The 15,675-nt window shown below is 63.7% G+C and carries 13 protein-coding genes; 7 read left to right on the top strand and 6 right to left on the bottom strand.

Annotation, left to right across the window (positions count from 1 at the left end):
* Positions 1 to 18 precede the first annotated feature (18 nt).
* From Sj15T_RS11310 to Sj15T_RS11330, 5 genes are all read right to left on the bottom strand, one after another.
* Entirely contained in the window at positions 19 to 2,244 is a 2,226-nt protein-coding gene (locus tag Sj15T_RS11310; protein WP_013039034.1) for an integrase, read from the bottom strand.
* On the bottom strand, positions 2,241 to 4,028 hold the full coding sequence (locus Sj15T_RS11315) for a hypothetical protein (protein ID WP_013039033.1): 1,788 nt from the start codon (positions 4,026 to 4,028) through the stop codon (positions 2,241 to 2,243). Before Sj15T_RS11315 ends, Sj15T_RS11310 begins: the two co-directional genes overlap by 4 nt.
* Positions 4,025 to 5,416, bottom strand: a complete 1,392-nt coding sequence (locus tag Sj15T_RS11320) for a site-specific integrase (RefSeq protein ID WP_013039032.1) — start codon at positions 5,414 to 5,416, stop codon at positions 4,025 to 4,027. The genes Sj15T_RS11315 and Sj15T_RS11320 overlap by 4 nt, the downstream gene beginning before the upstream one ends.
* A gap of 153 nt (positions 5,417 to 5,569) precedes the next feature.
* Positions 5,570 to 6,418, bottom strand: coding sequence for an ArdC-like ssDNA-binding domain-containing protein (locus Sj15T_RS11325; RefSeq protein WP_013041117.1), 849 nt, complete (start codon positions 6,416 to 6,418; stop codon positions 5,570 to 5,572).
* 462 nt (positions 6,419 to 6,880) lie between these two features.
* On the bottom strand, positions 6,881 to 7,534 hold the full coding sequence (locus Sj15T_RS11330; RefSeq protein ID WP_161601889.1) for a DUF2285 domain-containing protein: 654 nt from the start codon (positions 7,532 to 7,534) through the stop codon (positions 6,881 to 6,883).
* 372 nt (positions 7,535 to 7,906) lie between these two features.
* Here Sj15T_RS11330 and Sj15T_RS11335 point away from each other — a divergent pair, with 372 nt between their 5' ends.
* The 7 genes from Sj15T_RS11335 to Sj15T_RS11365 all read left to right on the top strand — a co-directional run bounded on the left by Sj15T_RS11335 (position 7,907) and on the right by Sj15T_RS11365 (position 13,571).
* Positions 7,907 to 8,674: a LuxR family transcriptional regulator gene (locus Sj15T_RS11335; protein ID WP_253720660.1), complete on the top strand. Its 768-nt coding sequence runs from the start codon at positions 7,907 to 7,909 to the stop codon at positions 8,672 to 8,674.
* Between the two features lie 56 nt (positions 8,675 to 8,730).
* The gene (locus tag Sj15T_RS11340) at positions 8,731 to 9,330 is read left to right on the top strand and encodes an acyl-homoserine-lactone synthase (RefSeq protein WP_013041121.1); all 600 of its coding nucleotides are present in this window, start codon (positions 8,731 to 8,733) and stop codon (positions 9,328 to 9,330) included.
* Positions 9,331 to 9,346: 16 nt separating this feature from the next.
* Positions 9,347 to 10,213, top strand: coding sequence for a phytanoyl-CoA dioxygenase family protein (locus tag Sj15T_RS11345; RefSeq protein ID WP_041386071.1), 867 nt, complete (start codon positions 9,347 to 9,349; stop codon positions 10,211 to 10,213).
* 6 nt (positions 10,214 to 10,219) lie between these two features.
* Positions 10,220 to 10,825, top strand: a complete 606-nt coding sequence (locus tag Sj15T_RS11350; protein WP_081440666.1) for a GntR family transcriptional regulator — start codon at positions 10,220 to 10,222, stop codon at positions 10,823 to 10,825.
* A 165-nt stretch (positions 10,826 to 10,990) separates the two neighbouring features.
* Complete coding sequence (locus Sj15T_RS11355) at positions 10,991 to 11,110, top strand: benenodin family lasso peptide (protein WP_126516753.1); 120 nt, start codon at positions 10,991 to 10,993, stop codon at positions 11,108 to 11,110.
* Positions 11,111 to 11,163: 53 nt separating this feature from the next.
* Positions 11,164 to 11,820 carry a lasso peptide biosynthesis B2 protein gene (locus tag Sj15T_RS11360; protein WP_013041124.1) on the top strand — a complete coding sequence of 219 codons (657 nt, stop codon included), beginning with the start codon at positions 11,164 to 11,166 and terminating at the stop codon, positions 11,818 to 11,820.
* On the top strand, positions 11,820 to 13,571 hold the full coding sequence (locus tag Sj15T_RS11365) for an asparagine synthetase B family protein (protein ID WP_013041125.1): 1,752 nt from the start codon (positions 11,820 to 11,822) through the stop codon (positions 13,569 to 13,571). The genes Sj15T_RS11360 and Sj15T_RS11365 overlap by 1 nt, the downstream gene beginning before the upstream one ends.
* On the opposite strand, the gene Sj15T_RS11370 is transcribed toward Sj15T_RS11365, so the two are convergent.
* Positions 13,568 to 15,673, bottom strand: a complete 2,106-nt coding sequence (locus Sj15T_RS11370; protein ID WP_148225569.1) for an Atxe2 family lasso peptide isopeptidase — start codon at positions 15,671 to 15,673, stop codon at positions 13,568 to 13,570. The two genes, Sj15T_RS11365 and Sj15T_RS11370, sit on opposite strands and share 4 nt — an antisense overlap.
* Positions 15,674 to 15,675: the final 2 nt, after the last annotated feature.

Here is a 15,675-nt window from a genome sequence, read left to right on the forward strand (position 1 = left end):
AAACTGTCTTCCGCTCCTTCAATCCGTCACCCGCAAACCCGCCTCCTCTTCCTCTCCCGCCATACCGTTATGCGGTGTGGCGGTACCCGGTGCGATCTGTTCAAGAACACGCTGGATTCTGGCCACCTCGGCCTGAAGCGTCACCCGCTGCGGCTCTGGAAGCCGCTTCTCGCGCAACAACAACCGTGCCTCATCAGCACCGCGCTGCCATGCCGGGCGATGCCGTTCGGCGATGCAGGCATTGGGGCAGCGGACCGGTTCGCACATGGAGATCATTGGCCCGCTTGCGCCTGGCTCCGAACTCCGGTTCAGGCACAGGGCGGTTGCCGGATCAAAGAAGCAATCGGCCAGCGGGCCGACATGCAATGTCCGCGCGAGACTGCCCAGCATGGTGCGCAGACGTGGACGGTCGGCAATCATGGCAGGTAGCGGCGCCAACTCGTGGGCGGCAGTATCAAGCACAACTCCGACCCTGTTCGCGGCAGGTCCGCCAAGGCGTGCGCCACTTTGCCGCTCGTCGAAGTAGACAAGGATATCGTCAATCTGGCCAAGCGCACGCTGGGCTTCGATCTCTCCCCGAAATCCGGACCGGCTGCTGCCAGCATAGCCTTCGAAAGCCGCAACGCTCGCATGCTTGTACTGGATCATGCCGGCAATTGTTCCGAAGGGCCGGTTGGCGATGTGCCAGGCGATTGTGCGGCGAAACTGACGCGTTGTCAGACGCCATGGTCGGCCGTCGGGTCCGGCAGGAATGACGGGTGCCTGCGCGGATCCGAAGTGGTCATTGAGGTGATCGCGGAACCGGTTGAGTTGCCGGACTATCTCTGCAGAGACGTGCGTCTTGGTATTGGCCCGAAGCGTGAGGACTGGCCACAGGGTCGTTGTTCCGCGCGCTTGTCCCGCCCGCGCGGAAAGGCGTTCGAGGACATCGATGGCTTCAGCGACCGGCGCGATGGTAACCCACTCGGTCTCCTCGCCGCCGCCGCGCTTGCCCTTGTAAGCAGTGGACTTGATACGATGCCGCAAGATCGTACCGTCTTCGGCTTTGGTAATAGACAGGCATCCCCGCCTCATGGCTTGGATCTCGCTGTCCCGCATGCCTGAGAGAAAGGCACATACGATATAGGCTGCGGACTGCAGCATGACTTCCTCGAGGGGCAAAACCTTGGCATCGAAGCGGGTGCGCCAAGGCATGCCCGTATCGGGATCGGCAGAATTGGGCGTATCCATGCCGCCAATCTCGGTGCCGAGTTCTGCGATGGCAGCGGCGATGAGGTCTGGTGCACCCGTGGCCAGGCCAAGGTGCATGGCAGGTTCGGCCTGCGCGTTGATACCGGCATGGAGGTGGATCAGGTGGTAGTTGATCGGCGGCGTGACGGCGCCGGTTTGCGGATCTGTTCGCGTTGCGCCGTTATGTGCCGTGGTCCAGATCGGAATGCCGCGCCCATGCTGCCGCAAGGATGCAACATAGTCGAGGAGGCGTTGGCGTTGCCGTAACCGACGAACAGCGGGATCCAGACCTTCCTCAGCGGCAATCAGACGGTTGCGCGTTGCTTCAAGGCAATCGAGTTCTGCCCGTGCGGCAAGGATATCGCCTGCGTAGCAGGTCACGTAGCGCAACGACCAGGAGAGCAGCGGCGTCATGATCGCTTCAGGAATGCGCGGCGTCCGGTTCTCCCCTGCAATATGCTTTGCGCCCGCCACGGAAAACGGACTTCGTCCCGGCCACGGTTCGAAGGACAGGCGCGCAGTCGGCAGATGATGCTGCAACTCGTGCAGGTCAAAGACGATCCGCAGCAGCGCTGCCGCTGCAACTGGGCGCAGCCCGGCTAGGCGCAAGGCTCCGGCGTAGCGATCGACCAGAGCCTGATCGACCCGGGCGAGATCGAAACGCCCCAGCTGAGCCTTGACGAAGTCGAAAAAGCGCAAGGTCCGGTTGGCCTCGCCGCGCACCCCGGCCGGCTCAAGCCGCGAACGGTGACCGGGGAGATCGACATTGAGCCGCGCATGGAGAATCTGGCGCAGGGCATCAGCAATGGATGGGTCTTTGATACCGCCGAAATGTACCGTGACATGGCAGCGCCGCGCGTTGTCGCGAAATACGCCGGGAGCCAGATCCCACACTGGATCGCCGTATCGTGAAATATGCGCGCGATCGCAGCCGGGGCGCAAAGGCGCGGACATAAGCACAGGGAGGGCATCGCGCTCATCGTCGCTCTCCGCCAGAAGCTGGACAACGGTCATGCCCGTGCCTCTGGCGGCAGATAGACCGTGGGAGGGTCGTTCGCGACTTGCGCACGGGCCCTTGTCACGACGTCTTCGGCGAAGGCAGGCAGAATCTGCTGAACGATGCGATCATGGGCATGACCAAACTTGGCGGTCCAATCAGCAGCACTCAGGCCGATCCGCTGAGCGTCGACGAAGGAGAGAAAGGTGAGAATGGCAGGCAGCTTGCGCGCGGTAATGACCGCGTTGCGGCAATCGAGGCAGGCCCAGAACGGTGTAGGGCATGGCGTGCCGGCGGATGCGAAGGGACTGGAATAGAAGTTGCCACAGCTTGCAAGCCAGACGTCTTGTTCGCCATTGAGCAGTGCGGTTGAAATGCCCCCATCATCGGGATCAGGGCTTGCCAACTCGCCGCGCAGCCGGTCCTCGTCTTGAGGAGGCAGGATCATTGGACCAGCGAGCACCTCTTCGAGGGCATCTGCCACGGTTTGCTCGTGCAGCGGTCTGAGGGAGGGAATATCGGCGTAGTGCCGTGCCGCGATATCGACGGTATGACCTACGGCGAAGCGGGCCATGTGGCCTTCGGTCTTGAGATACCACAAGGCCTTGTGCGTCTTGCGCAGATACGAAAGACACAGGTGGAGCGGTTTACCCTGATCATCGGTAATACAATGGCGCTGCGTCCAGGCACTGACCTTCAAGCGCAGTTGACGAATACCTGCGGTGATCTCGCCCGGCTGAAAATAGACCCAAAGGTTATCGCTGGAGTTATGGACCCTGGCCTTGGACGATAGGGCGATGATGCGTCGGATCAGACCGCCAGCGGTGGATGAGCCGCGATCACGCACCCGGATTGTCTTGTGCTCGGCACCGTGTGCCCGCAGCTTGGTGTAGGCGATATCGACGGTACCCCCTGCGGCATTGCGCAGACAATCGAGGGTGAGCGACTTGCAGCACTCCAGCTCAAGCCCTGTCTCGATTAAGAGCAGAACAAGAAGCGGGACGATATCGTCGGCAGTAAGATAGTGGGCTGCGTGGAGGCTCAGGTTAAGCCTGTCACTGGTGAGATCGCGCTTTTTGCGCAGCTTGTACAGGCTCTGAAACGTGGGATCACGGTAGCCCAGAACACCGTATGTCTCGATGGCAGCATGGGCTTTGCAATATGCGCCATCGATCTGCGGCACCTCATCGAACTGCGGCCCCGACCGCAAGCGCGCCTCGATCGCAGCGATATCCGCGCGTGCCGCATCGCGCAGCTGGCGGGCTACATACGGACTGTAGGCATCGCGTGGACGGGAACGAACGTGTGCGTGTGAGCTGACGTAGCGCAGTCGTTCCCGCAAGCCGCAATCGACAAGCTCGGGGCTGTCGTCCGCGATGCGACGAAGGACGGAAACGACCTTGGCGACATAGGTTGGTCCATGCACGCAAGACTTGCCCTGCGCGCTGAGCCATGTCTCAAATCCATCAATGTGATGGGCACGAAGGTCAGCAGGGCCGTTGATCCCGTCGCCTGTCCCGGCCAGGTAGGAAAAGAAGCTTGGCAGCTGGTTGGCGTATGTCTTGAGCGACGAACGTACCATGATGGGGCCGCGCGGAGCAGCCAGCATGAACAGGCTCCGGGCAAATGCGAGCGCCAGGCCGCGTGGCCGCAAGCCCGTGAAATCGACGAGCAGCTCGCCGCCATATAAGGGATGAATCATGAAGCGCAGCGTGCTGATCTGCGACCATGGATCGGCTTGGGGCGCAGCCGTATCTGCCGCGAAGCTGACCTTGCGTCCTTTGCGTGGAGCAGCGGTCATGATCGAAGATAGCCTGGTACGAGTGCCAGCAGTTCTTCGACTGCCGCATCAACGGTATCGGCACGCGTGGCGAGGTGATCGAGATAAATAGAGGTCGTCGCGAGGCTCGAATGGCCAAGCAATCGCTGGACCTGTTGAAGCGGATCGCCGACCAGCTGGCGATAACCTTCCATGGCGCCCACTGGTGCCGCTGCGTCGGCGAGGCGGCGCTGGATCAGCATGGCAAGCATGTGGACTGCAAAGGAATGCCGGAGTTGATGGGGGCTAAGCCGGACCGGGATGCCGGCGTCCGTGCAGCGGCGGCTCGCCCGTGCGAAGATCGCTTCCCACGAGTTGGGCAACACAGGATGGCCCACCTCGGTCAGCCAGAGGACCGCGGCTTCGCGCGGCGTTCCATCGTCAGCGCAAATAACAAGCCTTGCGCGTTCATCCGGTGTGACGACCTCTATGTCCATCGTGCCACCGCCAACGAGATGCAATGCACGCTGCCCGAATGAGGGGCTGTGGATGAAGATCGGGCGGTCGATGGCTTCCCAGCCACGGCGCTGTGCGAACTTGGCGACGGCTGCGGCTCGCTCAACGGCGATGTAGGCGTCAAACACCGGCAACAAGCGGCGCGGCAGCAGCATGCTTCGCCCCCTGTCACCCTTGGTGAGTGCCGCCGGAAGCTCGACCCGCCGCTGACGTTCCGAGCGGGCGTCGCAAACCGGAATCTCAGCTGCGAGCAAGTGGGATGCCTCTTCCAGGCGCAGGCCGGTGGTGACCAGCAGATCGGCGAACAGCGCGTTGCGCGCGCCATTGCGGTCACGCGCTCCAGGACGCTCGGTCCCTTCAACGGTCAGGCCGCGCAAACCAACTTCCCGGAAGGCGCGGTAATCGGTGAGATCGATGAAACGGACGTCGGAACGACGGGCTGCGCGCTCATAGGCGTTATTGCGGCCCGTGACCGCCGCACGGCGCCCATCGTGCGATCGTCGCCAGACCTGACGATGCGTAAAAGGTGTACGCTCGATCAGCCCCTCCCGTTCGGCCCATCGATAAAGCTTGTCGAGCGAGGCAATCGCCCGGTTCCACGTCGATGCAGAAATCCGGAACTCAGCATCGCTGCGCCGCCGGGCACGATGATAGGCACCGACATCATCGGCATCGGCTTGCCAGACAGACTTGCCGCGGGCCGAAGCGAGAAAGCGAACCCAGACCAGAACATCATAACCATGGGCGCGCAACGAGTGTCGCGAACGCGAACCGTTCAGCGGCAAATCGAGGAAGTAGCGCTCAAGGTGGAGATCATAGATCGCACCATCACGCAGAATTACCGGGATGTAGGAGTCCAGGCCATCCGCCGTCCGGCGCTCCTGAATGACGATCGACGCACCTGAATTATCCACAGCTTGTCAGTCCCTCCCCCGGACCCCCTCCCGACTCCAGATCGCACACGTTGCGCGCCTGCGGGACGGTGGTCATCAGGCCGGATTACGCCAGCTTATGGATAGCGCTTCATCCGGCCTGATGCCCCCCTGCGTCGCGCCAAAGCATACCGTTCAATGGTGCGTCAGGCACGGTGCAGACTGTCCAGATAACGCGATCAGTTCCTCGCGGGCATAGCCCGCTGTCCCAAAGCCATGGGAAAGATCGCGGCCCAAGCGCGAGACATGCCCCGTCGCGTGGGTCAGCTCATGCAGGCAGGTCCGGTAAAAATTGATCTGCTCGAAAAAGGCCGGTTGCGGCGGCACCTGCACGATATCGAGCGAAGGCATATAATAGGCCTTGTCCCCGCCCATGCGAAAATCGACGCCGCTCGCCGTAATGATTTCCTCGGCTAGGGGCCTGATTTCGCGCTCAGGCAGCGGCGCGGGATCGGGCAGGATGCGATGCTCCAGCCCCTCGCACTGCGCGACATTGAAGACCGTGAAGCGCTTGAGAAAGGGAATGGCCCGCGCCTCCTCCCCGCTGTCCTGCGCCCGCGCCTTTTCGGTTTCGGGAATGAAGCGGTCGGCATAGACGACCATGCAGCCATGCTCGCCCTTGCGGACGGCGCCGCCTGCCTGCCTCGCCTGCCGGAAAGTCAGCCAGCTCTGGCTGGGATAGCCCTTGGCGATCACCTCGCCCCAAAGCAGCAGGATATTGATGCCGGAATAATTTCGGCCGGTCAGCGCATTGCGGGGCAGGGCTGGACCGCAGCCAGCGCCCTCGCCCGCCTTGCCCCAAGGCTGCACCCAAGGCAGCCGCCCGGCCTCCAGTTCGGCTATGATCCGGGCCGTCACCTGCTCATGGATAGTGGGCGGCGCATTGTCGCGCGCGCCTTGCGCCCAATCGCCTGCGTGGCTGCCTTTTGAACGTGCATGGTTCCGACGCCGGTCAAGCGCGAGGGATGAAGAATGGGACGTCATGCCTAGCCTCCAAGCACCACCCCAAAACCAAAATGGTCCCCCGCAGGGCGGGGGTGGGCGGCAAGGAGCACAGCAAGGCCCGCGGCCAAGCGCCGAGCGCACCCGACAGGGCCGAAGCGAAGCGGAGGAATGGCGGCCTGCCGCCATTTGCGGGAGGTGCGCGCGGACCTAGCAGGGCGAACAAGCCCATCCCCGCCTCAAGGGATGGACCACCATCGCTCACGCCGCGGCGCTCCGCGCCGCGTCCATCAGGGGGCCGGCATGACGGACCCAGGCGCCAGGTGAACCGTGAGACGTGCCTCGCTTCAACCACACCGCGGGGCCGAGACCCGAGGCAGGCAGCGCGAGGCAAACTCCTGTCGGCCAGGCACCGGCGATGGTCTCAAACAGCCCACCCAATCTTTCGCCCTGTCGCCATGGTCGACATCGACCATGCGCATGCCCTGCCGATCCTCTGCTCTCCTATTTCGATCGCATCAGCAGCCGATAGCCGCCCTGCGCCATGGCGCGGGCGGATTTCACCATGCGCCGCACGCGCTGGCGCACATGGTCGGTCCGGCCTTCCCAGCCCGCTTCCACCGCCTGCGCTCCGAACAAGGCTTCGCCGATTTCGCGGTGGCTGGCCCCCGACGCGCGCGCATCATGGACGCGCAGCAGCGCCAATCCCCGCCCGATCACGGGATCAGCGGGATAGAGCGGCGCGCGAAAACGGCCAGTCCTGACCAGATCAAGAAAGCGCTCGAGCGTTCTCAGGCGCCGGGCCGCCGTCTGCGAGCCCCATATCTCATAATGCAGCAACACAGCGCCCCGGGCATGGGTCAGGCTGCCTGCCATGATGTCGATTCTCAGATGCCGGAGTCCATCGCTCAGCACGGCATGTTCCCGGCCCATGGTATCGGTCGCGATCCGCAGCCACGGCAGCAGCTGCCCAAGCTCGATACTTTCCTCCACCGGCGCAGAATGGTTGGCAATGACGACAGGCAGGGTCGCAGGATCGATATCCGCACGCCAGATGATCCGAGCCTCCGGTGCCGGGAGGTCGGGATGTTCAGCGAAAGTGAAGCCCCCATGGCGACGGGTCCACGGCACCTCTGGTAATGCGGCTCGCCTGCGCATGCCAGGCGACATAGTCCGGATCGCGGCGCAGCCATTCCCACATCAGTCCCGCGCGATCGATTCCGTGCAGCCCGGCATAGCATGCCGGATCCTGCCAATTTTCGGCGGCAGGACCCGCGGCGCTCCGTCTCACCGCTCGCTTTCCGGGCGGACCGGCGGCGCTTTGGCTGCTTTGAATGATCGAAGTCGGCGATCTTTGCTGCACGGCAGCAAATATGTCCCCGGACAGGAAAAACCATGATATGTCAGTTTCATGACAAAACCTGCCGGTCGGCGGCATGAGGCCCCGCCTTTCGGCCACAACAATGAGGAAAGGCCGACTGCAGGACGCGCGGCAGCTTGAGATGCCGCCTGCGGCCGGGACGCGTGCGCATGAGCATGCATCAGGAAGCGATGCATTTCCTCCAATGCATCAACCAGGTTCGGACGCGCGACGACATGGGGTCCGTCATGCGCGTGATTGCAGAGCAGCTGGGCTTTCAATATTTTGCCCTGACCCAGCATGTCGATGTGGTCGCGGCGGGCAGCGGCGTGATCCACATCCACAATTATCCCGACCGTTGGGCGGATTTCTATGCCGCGAACGCGCTGGGCATCACCGATCCCGTCCACAGGGCCTGCCATATGACCAGCTGGGGGTTTCGCTGGACACAGATGCCGACGCTCATTCCCCTGACGAGCGGCGACCACAGGCATCTCGCACGCGGAAGGCAGGCGGGGATCGGCGACGGTTTTACCATTCCCTCCAATATCGGCGGGCAGCCCCCAGGATCCTGCACCTTCGCCAATGAGGGCGATCGCCCCCTGCGCGAGGACAGGCTTCTCCTGGCGCAGCTGCTTGGCAATTATGCGTTCGATGCCGCCCGGCGACTCTGGTCGATGCCCCGGCGGGCCATGACCGCGCCGCTCATCACCGACCGGCAGCGCGACTGCGTGCAGTGGGCGGCGCGAGGCAAGAGCGACTGGGAGACCAGCCAGATATTGGACATCAGCAGGGAAACCGTGACGAGCCATATCAAGGACGCCTGTGCACGCTACCAGGTCAACAAGCGGATATTGCTCGTCGGCCGGACGCTGGGTGACGGAACCCTGACGATCAGCGACATTGGCGGCTGGAGCCATCCCCATTTCTGGGAATAGCGGCGACTCAGCCTCCGAACCGACCCTTGATCGCCTACGACCAAGGGAGCTTATCCATGTTGCACATCGTGAAAGAACCGTTCCGGCCGCTGCCGGACACCGTGTTGCGCGCCATGTTCGCGGCCCGCAAATCCGTCTTCGTCGATCTCCTCAAATGGCAGATTCCGGTTCTCGACGGCCGGTTCGAGGTCGACCAGTTTGACGATGAACATGCGCGCTACATCATCCTGTCCGAACCCGACGGCACCCATCTCGCCTCGGCGAGGCTGCTGCCGACCCAGCGCCCCCATATTCTCGACAGCTTCTACGCCAGATTATGTGACGCGCCACCGCCGCGCGGCGGGGACATTTTCGAGATCACCCGCTTCTGCCTCGACCGGAACCTGCGGGCGGCCGAACGGCGGGTGGTCCGCAACCGCCTGGTGACCGCGATCGCGGAGCATGCGCTGGAGAACCGCATCAGCCGCTACGTCGCCATCGCCGAGATGAACTGGTTCCAGCAGATCCTGGCCTTTGGCTGGCAATGCCGGCCATTGGGCGCGCCGCAATGGCATGAGGGCTCGCTGCTCGTCGCGTTGGAGATAGAGATGGGCGCGGACACGCTCGACCGGCTCGCTGAGGCCGGGATCTATGATCAGGCACCGATGGCAGCGTGAGACGGGAGACGCGATCATGACCGAACCCCTTCCCACCAGTGCGTCGCGCCTGATCGAGCAATTGTTCGACCAGGGCTGGTCCGTCCTATCGCACGCCTTGCCCGAAAGCGTCATCGCCGCGCTGGACGCCGATCTGGCGCCGGCTTTTGCGGAGACTCCCTTCTGCCAGGGACCATTTTATGGCGAGACGACCAAGCGCTTCGGACGGCTGCTGACGCGGTCGCCCCATGCAGAAGCACTGGTGCGGCATCCGCTCATCACCCGGATCGCCCGGCAGATACTTAGCCCCTGGTGCGACTGCATCCAGCTCAATGTCGGGCAGGCCATCGCCATCCACCCCGGCGCGCCGGCGCAGGTGCCCCATCGCGACCAGGATATGTGGCAAGCGCCCAAGGGAGAGATCGAATATCTGGTCAATATCATCTGGCCATTGACGCCCTTCACCGCCGATAATGGCGCGACGCTGGTCTGGCCGCGCAGCCACGGCGCACAGGCGCTCATGCCCGGTCCAGTCACAGATCCGATCGCGGTCGGGATGGAGCCCGGCTCCGCCCTCATCCTGCTGGGATCAACCCTGCACGGTGCCGGCGCAAACCGGACCGCTGCTGTGCGGCGCGCGATCGTCACGGGCTATAGTCTGGGATGGCTCAAACCCTATGAAAATCCCTGGCTTGCCTATCCGCCCGCAGTCGCACGCCGATTTTCTCCTGAACTGGCCGCGCTCGCCGGCTATCGCCAGCACCGCCCCAATCTCGGCAATTTCGAGGGACAGTGTCCCTCGGTCCTGCTGACTGGCGCGCCTGATCGCCCGCTGGCCGCCATCGATGCGCTGCGGCCGGACCAGCAGGACATGGTGGCGGCCTTTGCGGCGCGGCAAAGCTGAATCAGGATGAACGCCGGTCCAACCTCCGAGCGGGTTCAGCAAAGCCTGAGACGCCTCATCATGGAACGGGGCTATCGTCCCGGATCCCGTCTCGATCCTGCGGAGCTTTCCGCAATGCTGGCATCGAGCACGACACCGATCCGGGAGGCGCTCAGCCACCTAGCGGGCGAGGGTCTCGTCGAAGCGCGAAGCGGCGGGGGCTTCCTTGTGCCGCTGATCGACGAGCCGGGCCTCAAGGATCTCTACGCCTGGTCGGGCGACATCGTCCAGCTCGCCCTGCGCAACGTCCGCTCTTCCCTGCTGCGATCGATCGAACTCGATCCGGATTCCTCATCGGGCGCGGACCGGGCCGCGCACCTCCTTCACCGCATCGCGAGCGCCTCCAGCAATCGCGAACATGGCGAAGCGATGGAACGCACCAACGCCCGCCTTCATGTCGCGCGTATCGGCGAAGAAGACATATTGGGCGGCACCGGGGATGAATTGCAGGCGCTGGCGCACAGCGCGCGCGCCGGTGACATCGGGCTGCTGCGCAGGAACTCATCGACCTATCATCTGCGCCGCCAGCGCGCCGCGGCAAAACTTCTCCGCGGCGTCTATCGAGACGAGTGACTGGCGAAACACGCCGCCTGCAACATATTGAAGAGCAATATCCATCCCTCCCGATCATTCCATATATTCGCGATATCGGATCCGTATAAATTTCGGATAGGGCCGTCCGCTTCCTACGCTCCATGGTGCTGCAAATAGTCGCAGCAAAACCAAGGAGTGACTATCATGGAACGTGACAATGACGTGATCGAACTCGGCGCGGTCAGCGTGGAAACCAAGGGTCCGGGCGGCATCACCGGCGATGTCGGGCTTGGTGAAAATAATTTCGGTCTTTCCGACGACTGAAGCGATGGCGCGCAGCTTCACAGCTGCGCGCCATCGTCCATTCGAGACATAGGATGACCGGCTTTACACTGCGCGATGGTCTGAGCTTCTGCCGGACCGAGGGACAGGTCATTTTCCTCGACCTCCATGCCGATCGCTATTTCGGCCTGCGGCCAGCGCTGGACCAAGCGTTCAGATTGCTCATCGACGCCAACCACATCGATGCCCGGCAGTGCGACGCCTTGCTGGAAGCGGGCATCATCATCCGGTCGTCGGCCGATATCAGGCCTGTTCCCTGCCCGTGGTCGCACGCGTCCGAGGCCAGGCTCCCCATTGCGAAACCGCGCCTGTCACCAGCCTATGTCGCAAGCGCCCTGACCCGCCGGTTCTGGTGGCGCGCGAGACTGAGACAATTGCCCTTCTCGCGGAACATCCGCTCGATCGAACAGCGCAAAAATGGCGTGGCGCCCCGGACGGCCCCGACCGACCGGCTTGCCCATATTGATCAGGCCTATCGCCGGGCCGCCATGATTGTCTCCGCCCGTGACCAGTGCCTCCCCACCGCGCTATCGCTCGCGTCATGGCTGATCGCGCTCGACATCCGACCGGATCTCGTCCTGGGCGTCAAGCTCAACCCCTTCCAGGCCCATAGCTGGGTCGAGGTCGACGGCATGATCGTCGCCGATGATCCCGATCAGGTCCGTCCCTTCTGCCCGATCAGGATCATCTGATGGAGAGATTTGTCGCCCTATTCGCGCCGAAACCGGAACGCAGTCCTATCGCGCCGCCGATCCGGAGCGCGATTTCTCGCGCCGAGGCGCTGTCGGTCATGATCGACCGGGACGATATGCTGGTCGCAAGCGGCGGCGGACAAGTCCGGCATCTGGGCGATGATATCGGCATGGTCATCGGCCCCATTTTCGCGACCGGCAAGAGCGATCCGGCGACCCCGCCCTCGGATGTCGCGTCCAGCGGCGATCCGTCAGATCTCCATCGCTTCAGCCAGGACTATTGGGGTAATTTCGTCGCGATCCTGCGCGATCGCGCGGCAGGCTTTCATGTTCTGCGCTCAGCCTTCGGGCGCCTGCCCTGCTTCCATGCGGTGCAGGGCGATCAACTCATTCTCGCTTCCGACATGGCGCTGCTGTCGCTTGCCGGATGGAAATCCCATGGGGTCGAATGGTCCGCCATATTGCGCCGCCTGGCGCTCAGGGATATCCCCTCGCCCTCCACCTGCCTCATAGGCGTGCAAGAACTGCGGGGCGGCTCCCGTCTCCATCTCACCCCAGAAGGGCTGAGCGTCACGCAGACATGGAACCCATGGGACCAAGCTGGCAGGCGCCACTGGATCGACGACCGGGACGAGGCCGCGTGCATGATCCGGCGCGCGGTATCGACCGCGACCCGCGCCAGCACCATGGGGACCAAGCGGGCCCTGCTCATGCTGTCGGGCGGGATAGACTCCTCCGTGCTGGCCGCCGCGCTCGGCACTCATGGCTGCCCCTTCACATGTTTCAATCTCGCCAGCCTCGGCGCCATGGGCGATGAACGCCATTATGCGCGGATGGTCGCATCCCGTCTGGGCGTGCCGATCGTCGAAGCGCAATGGGATGTCGCTATGGTCGACATCAGCCGTTCCGATGCCAAGGATCAGCCCAATCCGCTCGCGCGCAGCTTCATGCAGGGCACCTCCCGCCTGCTCCAAGAGGCGGTCGGGGCGAGCGGCGCCGATCTCTCCATCGATGGCGGCGGCGGGGACAATGTCTTCTTTTCCCTGCGGTCCATCGCGCCGGTGACCGACGCCTTCCTGCGCGGGCGGAGCGTAAGTGAAGGCTGGTCTACCGCCCAGTCGATCGCGGCCATGGCGGATGTGAGCACGATTACGGTGCTTGGTCGGGCAGCGTCACGGGCGTTCCGCCAGTCGCCGGCCTATCGCTGGCGGCCTATGACCCAATTTCTGTCCCCCCAGGTCATGGGCGACACAGCTCTTGTACCACGCCATCCCTGGCTGGAGCCGCCCCGCGGCAGTGAAACCGGGACGGCCGCCCATATCGCGCTCATCACCGCCGCCCAGGGCTGGGCGGAAGGCAATGATATCGGGAGCCCGGTGCGCCATGTGACGCCTTTGGCTTCGCAGCCGGTCGTGGAGGCATGTCTGCGGATACCGAGCTGGTGGTGGTTCAGACAAGGCCAGAACCGGGTCGTGGCACGGGATGCCTTTCGCGACCGCTTGCCAGCAGCCGTCGTCGACCGCAGGACGAAGGGCACGCCCGACAGCTATATCGCGGAAATCTTCACCGCGAACCGCTCCGTCATCCGCTCCATGCTGCTCGACGGAAATCTGCGCCGGGCCGGACTGCTTGACCTTCCCCTGCTCGAACATGCCCTGGACGGCGAGGGTTACGTCCAGGGCACGGCCTATCACCGCATCATGCATCTGGCCGATGTCGAGGCATGGGTGGCGGGGCAGACCCAGGATTAGGGAGGAAAGGGCTGTTTTAGGCGCAGCCTGTCCCAGATCGCATATTGCTCCGCCTTGCGCGGATCGGGATCCCTCTTGCCCCGAAGCCAGTAGAGGAACCAGTCGACATTGCGTTCGTAGATCGCCAGCCGGTGCAGCGGCTGCCATTTATTATGATATTCATCGGGAAAGACATACATGTCGACCGGCTTTCCCTGTTCGCGCAAGGCGGCGAAGACGTCGATCGCCGTCAGATATTCCCGATCCGCCAGCTGCATGAGCAATGGCGTATCGATCGACGCGGCATTGCGGATCATCGAACCGGGCTCCCAATAGTCCCGATCGTCGGATGTGGCGGGCGGGAAACCCTGCGACCGCATCTTCCGGGCAAAGGCCGGGCCGATGGTGGCGTTCACGGTCCAGGGTTCAAGACAGCAGGTACTGATCGCGGCGGCGGCAAAGCGGCGGCTGTTGATGAGGGCAAAGCCGACCGTGCTCGATCCATCGCTCAAACCGGTGATGCCGATGCGATCGGGATCGGCGATCCCCATGCCGATGACGCGCTGCACCCCGGTCATGACCGAGGACTGCATGCTGCGCCTCTCTCCCCAGTCCCGGTCATTCTCGACCAGCAGCTTTTGCCAGTCCTTGTTGAGCGGGTTGATCGCGCCGACATGGGGCGGTCGGTCCAGGCTGAGAACCGCAAAGCCTTTCGCTGCGAATAGATGGATCGGATATTCATTGCCGGTCGCGCCCCGCAGAAATCCGTTGCTGCGATAGGTCGTCACGATCATGGGCAGCCTCTCTCGTCCATCATAATCGGGCGGCAGGGCAAGATCGCCGGCGACTTCCAGGCCCCGGTCGTTCCGCCATTCGAGTCGCTCGACCCTGCCGAACCGGATGGATCGATATTCGGGATTGGGATCGTAGAGCAGATCGGTGCGCCCGGCTCCCGGATCGATCCGCACGATCCGCGGCGGCACGCTCGCGCTTTGGCGCAAGCAGACAAGGTCCCCACCTGCGAGCTCACAACCGCTGATGACATCGCTCGTAACAAATATTCTCCGTGGCGGGCCGGAGCCAGGCCGCCAGCGATAGAGCGCCGTCGACCGGTCATTCCAGCCCTCGCGGCGCAAGAAGAGCAAGGGGCCATCATGGGACATCCACCAAAGCCCGGCAAACTTGCCGCGACAGGCCTCACCCGGACAGGGGATTTTCACGCCAGCCGCGGAGGACATGGCCAGTGCCCATGGGCTGGCCGGATTGGCGGTGACATGCTCCGTCTGGACAAAGCGCCCATCATCGGCCCTCGCCGAAAGCGGAAGGATGGCATAGCCGATCGGATCGGGGCCCAGCAGCGCCCGGTCACCTTCTTCGCAGGGCCGGGCCTCTCCCCCGCCCGGACCGACGCGAAACAAGGACAGGGCTGTCGTGGCGAGCGGCATGGGCTTGTCGCCCATCATCGGCACATAGCGATCATCATAACGAAAGCCGGTCACGGCCTCGCGCGCCAATGCGGTCCGCTCCGCTATCTGTCCGGTCCGGCTCGCATAGATGAGCGACCTGCCATCAGGCCCCCAGGCAAATTGCTCCACATCGACGGGAGAATGGGTGACGGCCCGGGCGGGACCGGCATCGGCACGCACTGTCCAGAGTTGGGTGACACCCTTGTCCCGCCGCAGGAAGGCGATCCACCGGCCATCGGGCGACCAGGACGGCGCGAGCAGGATCGGAAATCCCGTCGGCAGGATGACCCCGCGATAATCGCCGGTCCCGCCAATAAACTCTCCGCCCTGATCGAGAAGCCGCGGCCTCGCGGATGGCTTCACATCCATCACCGCAAGGCCGATGCAATAGCTATTGGTCGATGCCTCCGCCCGGATCAGGATGAAGGCGAGCTGTCTGCCGTCCGGGGAAAGTCCGAGCGGGCTCTTGTTGCCAAGAAGGGCGCCATCGCCCCGCCCGATGTCGCGCACGCCGAGCAGGTCCTGCGCCGTGATGGCGCGTCGCTTCATCATGGGCGCAGGCACCGGCAGCAGGTCGCTGCAATCCGCCGTCGCCGTGGAAGGCAAGGCGAGAAGTCCAACGCCCGCGGCCAGCAGCGCGATCGATCTCCTGTCCATGA

The organism is Sphingobium sp. TA15, assembly GCF_037101235.1.
GTDB lineage: Bacteria > Pseudomonadota > Alphaproteobacteria > Sphingomonadales > Sphingomonadaceae > Sphingobium > Sphingobium indicum.

Bases quoted from the DNA above. Each gene is read 5' to 3' on its own strand.
- Sj15T_RS11335 (WP_253720660.1), top strand. From the start codon at position 7,907: ATGAGCATGCATCAGGAAGCGATGCATTTCCTCCAATGCATCAACCAG.
- Sj15T_RS11325 (WP_013041117.1), bottom strand. From the start codon at position 6,418: ATGACGTCCCATTCTTCATCCCTCGCGCTTGACCGGCGTCGGAACCAT.
- Sj15T_RS11350 (WP_081440666.1), top strand. From the start codon at position 10,220: ATGAACGCCGGTCCAACCTCCGAGCGGGTTCAGCAAAGCCTGAGACGC.
- Sj15T_RS11345 (WP_041386071.1), top strand. From the start codon at position 9,347: ATGACCGAACCCCTTCCCACCAGTGCGTCGCGCCTGATCGAGCAATTG.
- Sj15T_RS11310 (WP_013039034.1), bottom strand. From the start codon at position 2,244: ATGACCGTTGTCCAGCTTCTGGCGGAGAGCGACGATGAGCGCGATGCC.
- Sj15T_RS11355 (WP_126516753.1), top strand. From the start codon at position 10,991: ATGGAACGTGACAATGACGTGATCGAACTCGGCGCGGTCAGCGTGGAA.
- Sj15T_RS11365 (WP_013041125.1), top strand. From the start codon at position 11,820: ATGGAGAGATTTGTCGCCCTATTCGCGCCGAAACCGGAACGCAGTCCT.
- Sj15T_RS11330 (WP_161601889.1), bottom strand. From the start codon at position 7,534: ATGCGCAGGCGAGCCGCATTACCAGAGGTGCCGTGGACCCGTCGCCAT.
- Sj15T_RS11360 (WP_013041124.1), top strand. From the start codon at position 11,164: ATGACCGGCTTTACACTGCGCGATGGTCTGAGCTTCTGCCGGACCGAG.
- Sj15T_RS11340 (WP_013041121.1), top strand. From the start codon at position 8,731: ATGTTGCACATCGTGAAAGAACCGTTCCGGCCGCTGCCGGACACCGTG.
- Sj15T_RS11370 (WP_148225569.1), bottom strand. From the start codon at position 15,673: ATGGACAGGAGATCGATCGCGCTGCTGGCCGCGGGCGTTGGACTTCTC.
- Sj15T_RS11315 (WP_013039033.1), bottom strand. From the start codon at position 4,028: ATGACCGCTGCTCCACGCAAAGGACGCAAGGTCAGCTTCGCGGCAGAT.